Source organism: Streptococcus sp. CL5.50 (genome assembly GCF_049738015.1).
Lineage (GTDB): Bacteria > Bacillota > Bacilli > Lactobacillales > Streptococcaceae > Streptococcus > Streptococcus mitis_CA.
Genome location: NZ_JBKOTR010000030.1, coordinates 1 through 628, shown reverse-complemented (window position 1 = coordinate 628; position 628 = coordinate 1). Strand labels below are relative to the sequence as shown.

Sequence of the window (628 nt, the reverse complement as noted above, 5' to 3'; positions counted from 1 at the left end):
AGAAAAATGCACCCTAGAGGAGTCGAACCTCTAACCGCCTGATTCGTAGTCAGGTACTCTATCCAGTTGAGCTAAGGGTGCTCATTATATTATGCCGAGGACCGGAATCGAACCGGTACGATCGTTACCAATCGCAGGATTTTAAGTCCTGTGCGTCTGCCAGTTCCGCCACCCCGGCCTCTCTAAGCGAACGACGGGATTCGAACCCGCGACCCCCACCTTGGCAAGGTGGTGTTCTACCACTGAACTACGTTCGCACTGTTTTCTTCTATCTAAAAATGCCGGCTACATGACTTGAACACGCGACCCTCTGATTACAAATCAGATGCTCTACCAACTGAGCTAAGCCGGCTCATTTATTATATCTTAATGCGGGTTAAGGGACTTGAACCCCCACGCCGTTAAGCGCCAGATCCTAAATCTGGTGCGTCTGCCAATTCCGCCAAACCCGCATATATGACCCGTACTGGGCTCGAACCAGTGACCCATTGATTAAAAGTCAATTGCTCTACCAACTGAGCTAACGAGTCTAAAATAACTTCCGTTATCTTAAACGGTCCCGACGGGAATCGAACCCGCGATCTTCGCCGTGACAGGGCGACGTGATAACCGCTACACTACGGGACCT

General features: G+C 50.6%; 7 tRNA genes. All 7 read right to left on the bottom strand.

Features of this window, described 5'->3' with window-relative positions:
- Nucleotides 1-7 precede the first annotated feature (7 nt).
- Nucleotides 8-81 (bottom strand) — tRNA-Arg (locus ACLNCV_RS09740).
- 11 nt (nucleotides 82-92) lie between these two features.
- Nucleotides 93-178 (bottom strand) — tRNA-Leu (locus ACLNCV_RS09735).
- A gap of 7 nt (nucleotides 179-185) precedes the next feature.
- Nucleotides 186-257 (bottom strand) — tRNA-Gly (locus tag ACLNCV_RS09730).
- Nucleotides 258-279: 22 nt separating this feature from the next.
- Nucleotides 280-352: transfer RNA gene (locus ACLNCV_RS09725), tRNA-Thr, on the bottom strand.
- 18 nt (nucleotides 353-370) lie between these two features.
- Nucleotides 371-452: transfer RNA gene (locus ACLNCV_RS09720), tRNA-Leu, on the bottom strand.
- Between the two features lie 5 nt (nucleotides 453-457).
- Nucleotides 458-530 (bottom strand) — tRNA-Lys (locus ACLNCV_RS09715).
- Nucleotides 531-554: 24 nt separating this feature from the next.
- Nucleotides 555-627: transfer RNA gene (locus ACLNCV_RS09710), tRNA-Asp, on the bottom strand.
- Nucleotide 628 lies beyond the last annotated feature (1 nt).